The organism is Streptomyces sp. NPDC107498 (assembly GCF_055582805.1).
This window is the reverse complement of record NZ_JBVJPE010000048.1, coordinates 1-14387: the sequence shown is the minus strand read 5'-3', so window position 1 is coordinate 14387 and position 14387 is coordinate 1. Positions and strand designations below refer to the sequence as shown.

Genomic DNA, 14387 nt, shown 5'->3' with positions numbered 1-14387 from the left:
ACCGCAGCGACCTCATAGACGGCTGCCTCGCCGAGACTGGCCTGATCATCAGACCCGCCTGAACCCAGCGACATCACGAGTTCAACCTCAGTAGTTGGGTGGGGTCGGTGGATGGAGGGTCAGGCCGGTGCGGGTGAGGAAGGACCAGGGCAGTTGCGGGTTGCCATTGATCCGATGGATGCCCTGTTCGGCGACGTCGGCGACATCGGCAAGATGGTCGCCGGCGAGGTTGGCCAGCTCGCGTTTCTTCAGTGAGGACCACAGAGCTTCCGCCAACCTGAAGTCGCAGGTCAAAGGGCTGGTGTGACCATCTCTCGCGGTGCTCACGCTTGTCACGGGCGTCTGTCTGAGCCGTAGATCGTCTGTCAGCGGTTGACTTCGAGGTTCGTCAGGACGAGCAGAGCGCGCAGAAGACGGGTGGCGCGGGCGGGGTCGGTGCGGAGTTTGGTGAGGATCCGCCAGTTCTTGAGGTGGGCGAAGCCATGCTCGACCGGTGCCCGTCCGACGGCGAGGACTCGGTTGGCCTCCTTCTGCCCTCGAGTGAGCTTGTGGGTGCGGGTGGCGCTGTAGCCGGTGATGATCACGGGGTCGCGGATGTCGTTGTCCAGGCCGCGGAAGCCGAGGTCGGCGAGGGCGCCGAGGCTGGCGGCGCGTAGGTGGGCCAGGATGTGGTCGTGGCGGGCGGCGGTGTTGTCGTGGGTGCGGCCGGGCCGGGCGGCGGATATCCAGATCAGGCGGCCGTTCTCGTCGGTCAGGGCGAGGAAGTGCAGGCCGTGGCTGTGGTGCTTGCCGGAGTAGTTCCGCCGGTCGGCCTTGCCGGTGCGGCGTCTGGTGCGGATGAGGGTGCCGTCGATCAGGACTAACTCCCCGCCCTGCTTGGCGACCTTCTTCAAGGCGCGGTCCAGTCGCGGGGCCTGGGCGGCGAGGAGTCCGATCAGCTCGTCGCGCCAGCGGCGGACGGTGGACTCGGACACGTTGTTACCGCCGGCCATGTCGGCCAGGCGCTGATCGTGGCGCAGTACTGCCAGGACGATCACCGCGATCTTCCCCGGCGCCAGGATCCGCCACCGGGACCGGATTTCCTTGAGATGGCGTCGTAGTAGATCGGCGAGGTGGTTGACGGTGCGCGTGGACAGCGGCAGACGGCACTGGTAGGTATGCAGGCAGGTGTCCTCGACGCGCTCTTCGGTATTTGTCACACAACTCCAACAGCCACCGGGGGCACGCCGGTTACGCCCGCTTCGAGCCGCTTCGAGCCGCTTCGAGTGGCGGTACTGCTGGTCACAGGCGGGTGGTGAACCGGCCGTCAGGCAGTTTCCGCAGCCAGCCGCGATCGACGAGTTTGATCAGCTTGCTGCGTAGTGGTTCAAGCTTGGCCTTCACGCTGATGTCCACCCCCACCACCTCGCCGACCTCGCGGGCCATGACCGGTCCAGCTGCCTGCCGCACGGCGGCGATGATGCGCTGGTAGTCCCACGGCAGGGCGTCCTCCTCCACGCCCGGCTCGCGGTGCGGGATCAGCATCACCGCCCGGCCGCCCACCTGTCCCGGCGTCGGCCGGGCTGAGGAACGCTCCTCAACGAGCTGCCCGGTCATCCGTTCAAGGACGCGTTCGGCCACCGCGAGTTCGTCCCGCTCGGCCCGCACCTCCATCAGCCGTTTGGCCAGCTGTTCTTCGAGTTCGTCCAGCTCCGCGCGCCGCGCGGTGATCCGTTCCAGCAACTCGGGATCCAGCATGCACCGGATCGTAGAGGGTCATCCGGCCCCAGCAGGTGGGAATCGGTTGAACGGGGATGTCAGGTGTCTGGATCAGCGGGCCGGGAGGGAAGCCAGAGAGAGATCCCACTGGTCAGCTGCTTGAAGCAGCGCTGCGGCGTCCAATCTGACCTCCACGACGTACTGGTAGATGTCATCCCCGTCCTCATCCTGCTGCCACGGAGGTGCCGCCTCCAGGGACAGATGAACGCGAATCACCGCAGTCCCACCTTCGGTTCGATTGGCGAGGCTGAAAGCTACGACCGGCTCGATGAACCACGTGTCCGGCGACAGCTCACCTTCGGCATCAGGCTCGGTGACGTCCACCGTCCCCGCGGCCACCGCGCGCAGCCACGCGGACACCTGGCGGGCCTCATCGGTCAGCAGACACGGATCGGCGAAGGACCAGCTTCCCTCAGGAGTCATCACCCTGCCGTCAATGACCAGCCAGTTGTCGTCGTACGAGTCGCCCCGAACGGTGGCGAACTGATATCGCACTGGGCGGAGGTCGACACTGCTGGAGAGATCGTTCAGGAGCATTAGGGCAGGATGTCATGCGCTGGCCAGCGGAACGGGCTGCGCTTCCCAACTTCGGTACACGGGCCGGCAGCGCTGCCTCGGACTCCGTTCGGCGACAATCCCGACCTCTGACAGACGATCTTCTCAATGGGCTCCCGTCCACGAGCAGCGTGAGCACCGCGAGAGCCGGTCACACCAGCCCTTTGAACTGCGACTTCAGGTTGGCGGAAGCTCACAGCAGTTCCACCGGGTTGAGCTCGAGCGCGTAGGCGGGTCATCGCTCCAGGGTGAGCCAGTCCTGTTCGGCTACCCAGGCCCGCATCGCCCGGCTCCAGTGGGCGGACAGCCCGTCCCAGACCAGGATCACTCGCTCGCCGCGGTAGAACGTCTTGAGCTGCTCCAAGACCTCGATGAGTCCGGGGGTGTCGTAGCTGCCGGGCTTGAGGTGGAAGCACAACCGAGGACCACGCTCCAGGTCGGCGGCGTGGTAGCCCAGCGCCGCGGCCATCGAAGCCCGCTTCCAGTCCAGCCCGAGGGCGTCGGTCACGATGAACCGCTTGCGGCCCTTCATCTTCGTCCTTGCATCAATGCCCCGGGTGGCAACGGGGACGGTGTCGGCGGTGCGGACGGGACTGCGAGTCGATCAGACCCGCGCTCGGCTCTGCGTCGCGGCTGTCGGCTTCATGGACCTTGCCGCACAGGGCGTCGTGAACACGCTCAACGGTGCCACCGTTGTGCCACCAAGTGCAGTACCAGTGCACCGTTGCCCAGGGTACGAAGTCCTTCGGCAGCTGCCCCCAGGCATACCCGGTCCGCACCGCAAAGAAGATCGCGTCTACGCTCCGCCGCCCCGGATGCCTCTCCCGTCGGCCGTCCTTCGGCCCCACCCACGCCGCGGGAGCAACGCCTCCAGCAGTTCCCACTGTTCATCCGTGAGGTCCGACGGATACCCACCCGCGACACCACACATGGTGAGATCAGCGGGATTCCCAGCAACGGGACTCGGCAGATCTCGAACGCGGTCTGAGCCCCGGCCTGGGCGCCTGGTCGCGCTTCCGAGGTATGGGCGCGCGGCTCCAAGCGTTGTCATCGGTCCGATCCACTGGCCCGGATGGGCGTCCCTGATGACACGGTCGCGGGCCGGTCGTACGCCTGGGGCCCGCCCCTGGCGGTGGTCGGACCATTGGGTCTCGACGCACGGCAGCGAGGGTGCGTTCAGCGACGCCAGGGGGGGGCCGTGTCCGCGGGCGCGCCGCCCGTCTCACTCAGGCCTGTGAGAATGATCTGGCACGCCTCACCCAGGACGCGGGACTGCTCGGGAGTGAGGCGGTCGAAGACTGCGGTTCGGACCAAGCTGACGTGGCCGGGCGCAGCCCCCTGGAGGGCCTGCACACCTGCATCGGTCAGTACCGCGAGCTGGCTGCGTTTGTCGTCGGGGCTGTCTTCGCGCCGCACCCAGCCCGCCTCTTCCATGCGGTGGATCGTGTAGGAGAGTCTGGTGCGGGCGATCTTGAGGTCCTTGGCCAGGTCTGTCATACGCAGGCGCCGATCAGGCCTGTCTGAGAGGTAGACCAAGACCCAGTAGTGCAGGTGCGTCATACCTGCATCGCGTCGTAGCTGTTGATCGATGGTGTCCTCGAGCAGCAGCGTGAGGGCGCAGTATGCGCGCCATGTGTGCTCCTGCTCGGAGGTGAGCCAGCGGGGTTCCATGGTTTCACCCTAGCCAAGGGCTGATGGGAGAGAGGTGGCCGCTTGTGCATGTATTGCAGATTTGCAATACATGCACTAGGGTCGCCACATCTTGAAAGTTCAAGGAAATCGATCATCAGGGGTCACAATGAGGACAAACCGTAAGATTTGGGCGGCAGCCTGCGCCCTGGCCGTGCTCGGCGCCACCGGAACCGCCGTCGCCGTGGCCGCAGAACCTCCGCACGACGCCCCGAAGGCGCATGTCGGAGGCCTGACCGAAGAGGCTCAACTGCAGAAGCTGTACCGCAGCGCCATCGCCGAGGGCGGCAGGCTGGTCGTCTACGCCGGCGGTGACAAGCCTGGGCAGGCCGACTACCTTAAGGACGCGTTCGCCAAAAAGTTCCCGAAGATCGACATCGACGTCGTCGTCGACTTCAGCAAGAACCACGACGCCCGCGTGGACAACCAGATCGACGAGCGCAAGGTCGTTGCTGATGTCGTCCACTTCCAGACCATCGACAACTTCTCACGCTGGAAGAAGGCAGGCGCCCTCCAGCAGTACAAGCCGGTCGGATGGAACAAGATTTACAACCAGATCAAAGACAAGGATGGCTACTACACTGGCCTGTTCTTCTACGGCTTCGGCAACGTCACTGCCACCACGCTCGGCGACAACGCCCCAGTAGAGGCCCAGGACTTCCTCAAGCCGGAGTTCCGAAACAAGCTCGTCTTCACCTACCCCAACGACGACGACGCCGTCCTCTACTACTTCAAGCAGCTGACCGACACCTACGGCTGGGATTACCTGAAGAAGCTGCTCGACCAGCACCCCAGGTTCGTCCGGGGCACCGCGGACGCCGCCGACCTGGTAGGCACTGACGGTCTCGTCGCGAACTTCGGTGCATCCCGCAGCTACAGCGGCCTGTCCACGTCCACCATCCCGGCAAAGTCGCCCTGGGTCGCCTGGCCACAGACCGGCGCCATCCTCAAGGCCGCTCCGCACAAGGCCGCCGCCAAGCTCTACATGAGCTGGCTGCTCTCCAAGGACACCCAGCAAAACGCCATCGGCACCTGGAGCGCACGCACCGACGTCGCCGCCCCCGCCGGCCTCAAAGACATCTTCGACTACAAGAACATGAACCCGCTCGGCCTCGGCAAGTTCATGAACGACCGCGCCGCGCTCGACCGCTACAAGGCCCGCATCAACCTCTACGTCGGTGACGTCAAGGGAGCCAATCCGTCCGATCCCGCCGGCGTACTCGGCCTCTACCCCATCGCCCAGGACGGCACCCAGGCCCCCTGACACACGGTCTTCGTCGACCCTACAGGGCAGGCGCGCCCAGGCGGCTGAGGCTGCACCGCGCGTCTCGGCGCCTGCGTGCGCCAGGGGATCGCACGGCGAGGCGGTGGCAAGTCACGAGAGAGTGAGCCAAGGGTGCCGGGCGTCGGTGTCAAGCCGCCGCTGAGAGCATCGCCACGTCGGCGCGGCTGCGGCCGACGACCGCATGCGGTACGTGAACACCCGTCAACACCCTGCTCGGCATCCAACAACAATGGAACTACTCACCCTCGTTGCCCAGCCCCTCCCGCGTCGTGGGTAGGAGATGTCCAGCATCGGGTTCCCCTAGCAGGTCGCTCTGGAGCCGAACTGGGCAGCACGCGACGCCCCCCTTCGCGGGGGGCTCTATGTTCTTCGTCAAGCATGTGGGCAGCTTCTACCCCGGGTTCGATCTTCTTCTTGAGGCATGAGACTGTCTGGTCGTGCCAGAGATGACGAGTGGGTTGGAGGCGGCCTTGGTTGAGGCGTCGTCTCCCTCCTGGACGCAACGTGTTCGTGCCGGGTGTGATCTTGCTTCCTTGCTTCTCCAGATGCCACTGCGCGTCGAGCACGTAGCGCTGCCCGGTCTTGGATGAGACCCCAGGCGCCGGGCAACTCCCACTCCCCGGTAGCCCACTCCCCCGGCAGTCGCGCCTCGGCGGCGGGCATCAGCAGCTCCCACGCCGGCCGGCTCCCGGCAGTCCCCACCCATATCCATGCACCCGCTACCTACGCCGGGCCGCCTCTGTGTCAACCGGGTGCCCCAGCCGGTGTGGCTCCGGGCCGGGACACTCCGTGTCGACTGTCATGGACCGGTGAGGGGAAACACACGCCGTGGGTGGCTCGACCGGACCGCGCGCCGCCGTGAGGCCCGGCGTGGGCGTCGCCGTCGGGGAGCGGCCGGTGCTGGCGCCGGCCGCTCCCAGTGGCTGGTGATTCTCGCGGCGGTTCTCCCCGGCCTGGCGGCGGTCGCGGCCCTCCAGTTCACCTGGCGAGAGGTGCGAGTCGCCGAGCAGGGCCAGCTCACCACGCGCTTCAACGACGCGATCACCAACCTCGGCTCTCCCTCGCTCGACGTGCGGTTCGGCGGCATCTACGCCCTGGAGCGCATCATGCAGGACTCCCCGCGCGACCAGCCGCGCGTGATCTCTGTCCTCTCCGCGTACGTACGCCGCCACGCGCCAGTGCCGACGGCGGGCTTCGCGAAGGAGGCGGAGGATGTGCTCGTGGCCGACAAGATCAAAGCCCCTACCGATGTGGCGGCTGCGACGAATGTGCTGCTTCGTCGTCGTCCTGGCAAGGACGGGAGCGCGTACCTCGACTGGAGCGCTACGGATCTCCGGGGGCTGATGCTGACCACTTGGGATGCCAAGGAGATCGCGGGGACCCCTGGTGCCAAGAAGTTCCCACGCACCCAGGCGTCTCTTCGGTACGCGGTTCTGGAGGGCACGGACTTTCGGCACTCCACACTCGCGGGGCTCGACCTGAGGCGCTCCAGCCTCGTCGATGCAAGATTGGACGGGGGGAGGCTGGTGCGTGTGGATCTGACCGAAGCGCAACTGGACTATGCGGTTCTGACCGGTGCGTTCATCGCGGAGACGAACTTGTCAGGCGCGTCGCTCGCGGGAACGAACTTCCGCGACGTGGAGGTGGCGGCAGGAGCGGCGGCGTTCCCCGCCAAGCCGACCGATCTGTCTCACGCGATGCTCTGGGACGCGGACATAAGGGGGGCGATCCTTCCCATTGTGAACATGCAGAGCGCGATCCTGGTCGACGCGGACTTGACGGGCGCTTCTCTGACGCGGGCATCCCTCAACCATGCGAAGTTCAGCACGGCCGACCCATCCGTCGAGGCCGAGATCGCCAAGACCGGCAACAGCATTGCCGAGAGTGCGAACCTGACCTGGACCGACCTGACCGGCGCCGACCTGACCGACGCCGATCTTCGGGGCGTAAACCTCACCAAGGCCGACCTCCACGGCGCGAACCTCACCCGCGCCGACCTCCGCGGTGCGAACCTCACCGGGGCCCTCCTCACCGGCGCGAAAACCGACGGCGCGCGCGGTCTGCCATCTTCATGACCCCCGGCCAGGTGGAAGCAGCATGCCGCCCGCAGACAAGGATGAAGGTTACCGAGTCTTTCTCCGCTGGCGTGCGGCCACCGTGAGTGCGAGGGCTACAGGTGCAAGCAGCAGGACCTGTCCCAGCGAGATCCTGGTGGTGTCATCCTTTGCAGGCGGGGCGGCCCGGGTGACGCTCCTCAGGCAGTAGTCGAGAGCGGGGCCCACGATCAGCGCACAGGTGGCGCCTTGCTCGGCGGGAGAACGGCCGGTTGCGTGCTGGAGGGATGGCTGGCGGCGAATGGTCTGTCCGGTCAGCTACAGCGCTCAGGTCCCGGCGGCCGTGTTCTCCGGACTCCGCCCACGTCGAGGGTGGCCTGCCGTGGCAAGCCGGCCCTGCTGACCGGCGATGATTGGTGCGTGCGGGCTGGGCAGGGCGGCCGGCGGTTTCTCCGGGGTGGGGCAGTGATCGAGGTAGGACAGCGGGGCGCATTCAGTGTGAACAGTGTCGGCGTGGAGCGCCGGCCCTTCCCCTTGAGCTTCAGTGTCCGCGAGGCCGAGGGGCTGTGGCGGGTGGCCGCCGGCGCGGCCCAGGCGGGCGAGCTAGCCGACCTGCTCGTGGCCGTGGCGAACGACACGGTGGCGGTGGTGTCGCTGGAGACCAACTCCTACCTGGATGAGGACTGGCATTCCCTGCGGCCCGCGCTGATCGCGGCCGAGCACGGCGTGCCGTGCACGGTCCACCCCCTCGGAGCCTGGGCGTCCGGCACGAAGGGACTCGCGGAGGAGTTCCTGGTGATGGACCGCGACCTCCTGCTCCGTCTGCTCGACGGCACCTGGTCGCCGTACGAGCTGACTCTGATCGACGTGCCTGCCGATGTGACCCCGGAGCAGCTTGACGAGCTCGCCCTCGTGCTCGGCACGACCGGCATCGATGAGCCGCTCCTGAGCCGTTTGGGAGACTCCCGTGTGTGGTTCTCGGGCCATGACGACTGCTACGTGATGTTGGAGACCCGCGACCCCGCCCTGCCTGCCGCGGTCCTGGCGCGGCTGCTGGCCCTGCTGGCCGGCTCCGCCCTCGCCGAACTCATCGAGGAGCCCTTCTCACGCGTTCCCGAGCCCGAGACCTGGCTGCCCGAGCAACTGATCGGCACCGCACCTCACTGGATCGGAGCCCTGGGCAACGTCACCGAGGATCTGGCCACCGTCGGGCTGGCTGCCCTGTCGGACCCGTGGCGGCTGGGCGTCCCGTTCCCGCAGGCCGACCTCACCGCGACGCTCGACGTACGACGCGGCACCTGGCGGATCACGCCCGCGGAGTGACGCGAGCAGAGCCCCCGACGAGGTGCCGGTGCTTCCCGACTGGACCGGGGGTGCCACCGGACTTGCTTCACTGTCCTGCCTCACGGACCATCCAAATCGCCCAGCCAGGCCAACACACCTAACGAGCTCGTGCACGGTTAGCGGTGGGACGTCGAGAACCTCGGTGTGGTCTGCGCTCACGCCTGTCGTGTCGAGCTCAGGTCCACGGTCTGCTGGTGCGACAGCAGGCCGGCCACTGCCTGGATGGTGTCGCTCATGTGCTCGCGGCGGCCGAGGTGCCGGGCCAGGGCTCGCCAGTTCTTCAGGTGGGCGATGCCGTGCTCGCCCCGGATACGGCGCGAAGAGTGTGCCTTGCGCTGTCGCTTGTACATCTCCTCGTACCAGTCCGGGGCATTCTTCTTGAACTTTCGGTGGGGTGGCGTCACCACGCGTCCGCCGGTCTGGGCCCCGAGGCCCTGGTAACCGGCGTCCGCGAGGATCTCCACCGCTGGACCGTCGGTCAGCAGCTTGACCAGCCCTAACTCACGGGCGTGGGTGATGTCCGCGCAGCTTCCGGGTTTGGTCGGGCTGCAGAACAGCAGTCGCCCGTCCCCGTCGGTGAAGACCATGGCCTTCACTGCGTTCTGCTTGTTTTTGCCAGAGATGAACCTGTCCCGGTCCTTGCGGCCGACGGCCGGGCGGCGGACCCGGATCTCGGTACCGTCGATAATGCCGGTCTTCCCGGTCGCGCCGAGATGGTCCACAACCTCGGCAAGGGTTCGCAGCCGCACGGCGGGGCCGATGGTGCATCCTCGTTCCGCGAGCAGGGGCCGCACCTCGCCGATGGCCCGCTTAACGGTGGAGCGGTCCACGCCGAACCAACAGGCCAACACGTCATGAGTAACCCCATGGCGAAGATGCACGAGAGTGGCCAGGAGCCGGTCGACGAACACCAGCCGGTGCTTCGCACCGGCTCCCACAGCCCGCTTCCGCGGTCGAGAGGCAAGCCTGGCCTTGTGCAGTTCATGCCACAACGGCCCCACTTCGGCCACGAGTTCAGCGATCACAGCAGCAGACAGGCCCGTGATCCTCCGGTCACTGATGATTGCTGCGCGCGTCCCCTTCCCCACCACGCAGCCATGATCGACGATCCAGAACCCGAAGCCTCACCGCTAACCGTGCACGAGCTCGTTAATTGTCGATGAGTGCGAGGTGGACTGCTTGAGCGACCTGCTCCTGCGTCATGTCGGCGAGGTCAGGCCGTTCGGTGAAGATGTCATTCAGGATCTGAGGGAGAGTCTCCTGGAATGCTCGGAGCGTCTCGTCGATCTCCTCGCCAAGGTCAGTAGGCGCGTTGGCCCCGGCGCTCTGCACATCCCCGGTTGAGTTCTCGGGCCCGCTGGTGGGGTGGCCTACGTCGCCGGAGGCAACGACGTATGCCTGTTCGGTAGACAGCCAAGTGCTGTAGTCATCTGGCCGGTTTGCTCCCTCGGTGTACATCCAGGCGCCGGTCCGCGTGTTGTACCCCTGCCACCAGGTCCCGAAGGAGGTGGGAGGCTGTTCGGCGGCGCCGATGTGGCTGTAGACAGGCGGGGCGGACTGCCAGCCGTCAGTGTGCTCGTCGGGCTCGGCGGGATGCGCGACGTACATCCAAGCGCCGGCCGGGTTGTCGTAGGCCTGCCACCAACCCTCGAGGTCTGCGACTTCGGTGATATTGGTGTAGCGGGGAACCCAGCCTTCGGTGCGACCGTTTGGCATCGTCTCGCTCTGTACATACACCCAGCATTCGTGGGCGTTGTCGTATGCCTGCCACCAGCCGACCGCCCATTCGACGGCGGTGATGTCGGTGTAGACGGCCCCGCCCGTGTCTGATTCGGAGGACTGAGGGGAGGTGAGGTAGCGGACCCAGGCGAGGAGATCATCAGGCCCGCCCTGCTCGGCAGACAGCACTGCCACCTGGAACGAACTGTCGTCGACATCGGACAGAAGAGAACTCAGGGACGTAGCGGAATCGTCGGTACGCCAGAAACCCGAGTCGGAGAGGAAGGTGTTTAGGAGTTCCGCGGCTTGGATCACCTCGGGAGTTGCCTCGGGATTAATCAGGTAGTCCCTGGCTCGGATGATTACGTCCTGTGTTACGGGCATGAAAGGTACTCCTGATGGTAGTATCCCGAGCCGTACCGCCGGGCGCGGTACAATCCAGGCATGTCTCAGTAGAAATGTCCTACCGGGGTGGCAGACACCGGCCGGTGAGATGATCTCCCCTCACTCTCCCCCACGGGCACTCACGATGGAGGCCCTGCCCGGGAACAGATCGAGGCAGATCCCTTGCCCGAAAGGACCCAGATCGGTGGCGCTGGCAGTGGTGCCCAGGAGACCAGATAGCCTCCGCAGCTAGGAAGGGGCGAGGCTCTGATCTGCGCGCAGCCTTCCCGGTGACGTGGCGGGGATTCCTCTCGGCGACGGGCCGGTCGTCGTGATTGCTAGGCGCATCGTCGGGGTGGGTTCTGCGCGCCAGTCACATTTCCATCTCGCCGTAGTAGAAGTCGGTGGCGCCGGGCTCGTGCTTGCCGACTTGCCCCGCCTCTCCGGCCCCGCCCCGGAGCTCACCAGGAGCCCTCTGCTGCGGGGGCCGTACGAGGACGGGTTCCGTACCACCCGGAGCGGGCGACTCGTCGTCGCCCCCGTCGACGGCCGGACCCTGGAGCACGACGGGAGCCCCCACCCGCGGGCGTTCCGCCCTTCGCCCGCACGCCACCGCCCACGTGGGGTCCGCCTTCAACCGGCCCCGCAACGGCGGGGTCGCCTTCGGGCAGAACCACGTCTCCGCGTGGGCCGCCCCGGCCTTCTGAGCGGCGGGAGATGCCGTCTCCCGCTCAGCATCCGCACCCGCGCAACTGTGCACGGCTGCAGATGTCATGAAATAAAGCCTAGAAGTGTGACTGAGCTTTTTCATCCTGAATAGACGCAGGTCAACAGGGTGTGAACGGCCTGGACGATGGTGCTGATGCGTCGGGTGGAGCATCTGGCCCGGCGGAGGATTCGCCAGGGCTTCAGCTGCGCGCAGGCGCGTTCGCCGGGAACTCTCAGTCGTGCGTGATCGCGGTTGAATTGCTGGTAGCGGGTGGGTTGTTCGCGGTGGTGGTAGGGGGTTCGGACAGCGGCGCCGCCGCCTTGGTAGGCGCGGTCGACGAGGACGAGGATCTGCCGGGTGAGGCAGGCCTGGCGAGCCAGGCGAAGGTCCGCTCCACGACCCAGCGGGCCTTGCCCAGTCCGGAGCCGTGCGGAACACCTCGGCAAGCGATTTTCGGTGTGATGCCCGGACCGGCAACATGCGGGGATCGCGTCCAGCAGGGGCATCAGCTGGGTGACGTCGTGCCTGCTTCCGCCGGTCAGAATCACGACGAGAGGGATACCGTGCCGGTCGGTGATCAGATGGTATCTGCTGCCCGACCGCGCTGCGAGCCGTCGATCGCGGGGTCGTCCCTGTCCAGCAGGCCGGCTTTGCGCAGCTCGGCCAGGAGCGCTTCGTGCAGGCAGAGCCAGGCGCCGGCCTCGGTCCGGTCCCGTAGCCGCCGCCAGGCCGTCACCCCACTGCACGAGGGAAAGTGCAGGTGCCCTCTTGCCTGCCTGTCAAGCCCTGCTGGGGGTTCAGGGATCTTTTACCTTGTTGTAAGAGCAAGTGAAGAGACGCAAGGAAACGGGCCAGGGGCTCCCTCTGGCAGCAGCAAGAGCCATGACTCGCGCAGGCTTCGAGCGCCACCCGGCACCTCGCCATCATGTTCCGCTCTCTGGACGCCAGGCCGATACCGTGCCCGCCTGGTACCTGCTGGCCGGCGACGCTCCGGGCAACCTCGAGACCGGTGGTACAGGGCCGGCCGATGCAAACCTCTCGTTCTCCAGCCGAGAACGAGGTATCCAGATCTCGGAAAAGGGAAACCCATGCCTCCTCAAGAAGTAACTGTCGACCAGAAAATCGCCGATCTCATCGAAGCTCTTAAGGGATCGCCTAAGTTTACCGCTTGGTGCGAGAATTCCGATTTCGGTACCTTGCCCCAGGAAAAGCTAGCCGAGCTATCCCTGAAGGCTGCCTCCCTCCTTCCCCTGCCGCCTCGGTCCGAAGATCTCCCCGATGAACCGGGTCTGGAAGAATTCGAAGACGCACTCGCCCAGATCATCCTGCGAGTGATAAGCGAAAATGATATCGAAGTGACCGAGGAAAGCCTAACCGAAGCGCTCCCCATAGCAGCAGAAAGAGCTCTCGCCTCGTAAAAGTTTTCGTCTTAAGTTTTCTTCCACGGGGTGCGGAACGCCTCATGTCGACCACTCCATGAGCAATCATCTCCTCTAAGGAAAGAGAAAGTAATGCCCCTTAACGGCGGAGTGCAAAAGCTCGTCGACACGCTCAGCGAAGATCATTTCTGGAAAAGTGCACTATCAAGGGAGCCGCGGGAGAATGTGCGTAATATTCGATTCACTGTAGTGTCCAGAAGGGTTATGAAGGGCCTTTCCTCGCTTAAGCGTGTACGAGCCGAGAGGGACAGGGTGACGCACGCCCCCTCTGCTCCTCCGCTTGTCGAAGCCCCTATGGCGGCAGAACCTCCCGAAAATCGCATCTACCTTGTAGCCCACGGAGTCCATGCCCCTAATGAGCGTCAGATGCTGCGCCTGTCCCTCGAGGATCAGCAGCGTCTACGATTTTACGCACTCCCTGAAACTGCTGGGTTGATCAAAACTGTCAATGTGATGGCGCACTTGATTTCACAGGGGCACGAAGTTCGACTCCCTTCGGCGTCGGCCGAAATTCCAAACTACTACTTCGGGAAGGCGGAGGCTGACTGGGTTCAGGAAATCCTTACTCTGGTAAACTCACCTGACTTTAGCGGGAAGCAAGCCGTGCAGATTGTGGGAGGAAACCTGCCAGATATGCTTCGCATGTGCGAGCCTAAGGCGGACGGCACGACTTGTGAGGATGGAATCCATAACTGTCAAGGTCTGCTGGGGCGATTCGGATCCACACCCATTGACCTACTCGCCTGCCGCTACGATTGGTCGACAACCCAGCCCACCGTAACGAGCCGGAACATCCTGGATGAGGCCTCAAGGGAGGTCCTTAATAACAGGATGAAACTTCTTTATGAGGACAAGAAGGCGGGGCACCTTTACGATGGAAAATTTGCGCAATGGCTAGATGGTAAGGATCTGAACGGTGAGGATCTAGACAGTAAGGACAATCTAGACATTAAGGAATCGAAGACCGCGACTTCGCCGATATCGATCCTTATGGCGCAAGCAGAGGATGCGAGGATTGCAGAATTTATCTTCTATCGCCATGCGAACGTAGTCACGAATGGCTTTACCGATGCGTCCGCCCTGGCAAAGCTATTCGCTGAAGCAAATAAAGTGCGTGTGAAATACTTCCCAGAGGACGCCTCCTTCTACTGCCCGCACGTTAATGATGATTTCAAGGGCGCGGTGAAGTTTCTATACGCTTTCCACAAGAAGGACTGGGAAGAGTTTAAGGCCTTGATGCAAAGTATTTCGGAAGAGGCTTACGAAATCGCCCTAAAGGATTCTGAGCTCGAAGCGTTCATCGTTAGTCGAACGCCGCGTGATGGCGCTCTTTCAATTTCCCCGATTCACGCTCAGTGAGCCTCTTTCATCCTGTGCTGGAGGGTGAAAAGAGCTGATCAGCGAGGGTGGTGACGAGGCAGGGCCCCTGGTCGTTGGCGTGGTGATCTCAC

General features: G+C 64.8%; 15 protein-coding genes and 2 pseudogenes. 5 read left to right on the top strand and 12 right to left on the bottom strand.

The annotated features are described in order from the left end of the window. Positions 1 to 87 precede the first annotated feature (87 nt). From ACZ66Z_RS36420 to ACZ66Z_RS36390, 7 genes are all read right to left on the bottom strand, one after another. Positions 88 to 327: a hypothetical protein gene (locus ACZ66Z_RS36420; protein ID WP_469940265.1), complete on the bottom strand. Its 240-nt coding sequence runs from the start codon at positions 325 to 327 to the stop codon at positions 88 to 90. A gap of 38 nt (positions 328 to 365) precedes the next feature. Further along, on the bottom strand, positions 366 to 1199 hold the full coding sequence (locus tag ACZ66Z_RS36415; protein ID WP_469940263.1) for a transposase family protein: 834 nt from the start codon (positions 1197 to 1199) through the stop codon (positions 366 to 368). 82 nt (positions 1200 to 1281) lie between these two features. Next, the gene (locus ACZ66Z_RS36410) at positions 1282 to 1737 is read right to left on the bottom strand and encodes a hypothetical protein (RefSeq protein WP_469940262.1); all 456 of its coding nucleotides are present in this window, start codon (positions 1735 to 1737) and stop codon (positions 1282 to 1284) included. A 72-nt stretch (positions 1738 to 1809) separates the two neighbouring features. Further along, the gene (locus ACZ66Z_RS36405) at positions 1810 to 2295 is read right to left on the bottom strand and encodes a WapI family immunity protein (RefSeq protein WP_469940260.1); all 486 of its coding nucleotides are present in this window, start codon (positions 2293 to 2295) and stop codon (positions 1810 to 1812) included. 253 nt (positions 2296 to 2548) lie between these two features. Beyond that, positions 2549 to 2845 (bottom strand): hypothetical protein, encoded by a 297-nt coding sequence (locus ACZ66Z_RS36400; RefSeq protein WP_469940259.1) that lies wholly within the window; start codon positions 2843 to 2845, stop codon positions 2549 to 2551. Between the two features lie 13 nt (positions 2846 to 2858). Then, the gene (locus ACZ66Z_RS36395; protein ID WP_469940258.1) at positions 2859 to 3161 is read right to left on the bottom strand and encodes a transposase; all 303 of its coding nucleotides are present in this window, start codon (positions 3159 to 3161) and stop codon (positions 2859 to 2861) included. Positions 3162 to 3489: 328 nt separating this feature from the next. Then, positions 3490 to 3984 (bottom strand): MarR family winged helix-turn-helix transcriptional regulator, encoded by a 495-nt coding sequence (locus ACZ66Z_RS36390; protein ID WP_469940257.1) that lies wholly within the window; start codon positions 3982 to 3984, stop codon positions 3490 to 3492. Between the two features lie 172 nt (positions 3985 to 4156). On the opposite strand from ACZ66Z_RS36390, the gene ACZ66Z_RS36385 reads away from it, so the two are divergent. The 3 genes from ACZ66Z_RS36385 (at position 4157) to ACZ66Z_RS36375 (ending at position 8664) form a co-directional block, all read left to right on the top strand. Further along, positions 4157 to 5266 carry an ABC transporter substrate-binding protein gene (locus tag ACZ66Z_RS36385; protein WP_469940256.1) on the top strand — a complete coding sequence of 370 codons (1110 nt, stop codon included), beginning with the start codon at positions 4157 to 4159 and terminating at the stop codon, positions 5264 to 5266. A 947-nt stretch (positions 5267 to 6213) separates the two neighbouring features. Continuing rightward, positions 6214 to 7362 carry a pentapeptide repeat-containing protein gene (locus ACZ66Z_RS36380; protein WP_469940254.1) on the top strand — a complete coding sequence of 383 codons (1149 nt, stop codon included), beginning with the start codon at positions 6214 to 6216 and terminating at the stop codon, positions 7360 to 7362. 492 nt (positions 7363 to 7854) lie between these two features. Continuing rightward, the gene (locus ACZ66Z_RS36375; protein WP_469940252.1) at positions 7855 to 8664 is read left to right on the top strand and encodes a hypothetical protein; all 810 of its coding nucleotides are present in this window, start codon (positions 7855 to 7857) and stop codon (positions 8662 to 8664) included. A gap of 176 nt (positions 8665 to 8840) precedes the next feature. On the opposite strand, the gene ACZ66Z_RS36370 is transcribed toward ACZ66Z_RS36375, so the two are convergent. The 5 genes and pseudogenes from ACZ66Z_RS36370 to ACZ66Z_RS36350 all read right to left on the bottom strand — a co-directional run. Next, entirely contained in the window at positions 8841 to 9710 is an 870-nt protein-coding gene (locus tag ACZ66Z_RS36370) for a transposase (RefSeq protein ID WP_469940250.1), read from the bottom strand. Positions 9711 to 9834: 124 nt separating this feature from the next. Beyond that, positions 9835 to 10788 (bottom strand): hypothetical protein, encoded by a 954-nt coding sequence (locus ACZ66Z_RS36365; RefSeq protein WP_469940249.1) that lies wholly within the window; start codon positions 10786 to 10788, stop codon positions 9835 to 9837. Between the two features lie 373 nt (positions 10789 to 11161). Beyond that, positions 11162 to 11368 (bottom strand): hypothetical protein, encoded by a 207-nt coding sequence (locus ACZ66Z_RS36360; RefSeq protein WP_469940247.1) that lies wholly within the window; start codon positions 11366 to 11368, stop codon positions 11162 to 11164. A 227-nt stretch (positions 11369 to 11595) separates the two neighbouring features. After that, positions 11596 to 11868 (bottom strand): annotated as a pseudogene (locus ACZ66Z_RS36355) (transposase family protein); the annotation flags it as partial. A 2-nt stretch (positions 11869 to 11870) separates the two neighbouring features. Further along, positions 11871 to 12239 (bottom strand): annotated as a pseudogene (locus ACZ66Z_RS36350) (transposase family protein); the annotation flags it as partial. Between the two features lie 346 nt (positions 12240 to 12585). Here ACZ66Z_RS36350 and ACZ66Z_RS36345 point away from each other — a divergent pair. Then, positions 12586 to 12915, top strand: a complete 330-nt coding sequence (locus ACZ66Z_RS36345; protein ID WP_469940245.1) for a hypothetical protein — start codon at positions 12586 to 12588, stop codon at positions 12913 to 12915. 387 nt (positions 12916 to 13302) lie between these two features. Then, positions 13303 to 14295, top strand: coding sequence for a hypothetical protein (locus tag ACZ66Z_RS36340; protein ID WP_469940243.1), 993 nt, complete (start codon positions 13303 to 13305; stop codon positions 14293 to 14295). The last annotated feature ends 92 nt before the right edge of the window (positions 14296 to 14387 follow it).